The 266-nt window shown below is 69.9% G+C and carries 1 protein-coding gene; it reads left to right on the forward strand.

Features of this window, described 5'->3' with window-relative positions:
- Positions 1-266 (forward strand): CheB methylesterase domain-containing protein (locus tag R0J92_RS23605; RefSeq protein WP_411053464.1); only part of this gene is annotated, 266 nt, incomplete at both ends.

Here is a 266-nt window from a genome sequence, read left to right on the forward strand (position 1 = left end):
GTCTCGGTGCGGGCCGGCCCTCTCGTCAGCCGCCATCGCCCCTCGGTCGATGTGCTGTTTCGATCCGCCGCACGCTCCGCCGGTGCCAACGCCATGGGCGTGATCATGACCGGCATGGGAGACGACGGCGCCCGCGGCATGCTGGAAATGCACGAGGCCGGCGCCTTCACCGTGGCCCAGGACGAGGCCACCTCGGTGGTCTTCGGCATGCCGAAGGAAGCGATCGCGCGTGGCGGCGTCGACCGCATCGTGCCGCTGGAACAGAT

It is taken from the genome of Tritonibacter sp. SIMBA_163, from assembly GCF_046535935.1.
In the GTDB taxonomy this organism is placed as follows: domain Bacteria; phylum Pseudomonadota; class Alphaproteobacteria; order Rhodobacterales; family Rhodobacteraceae; genus Epibacterium; species Epibacterium scottomollicae.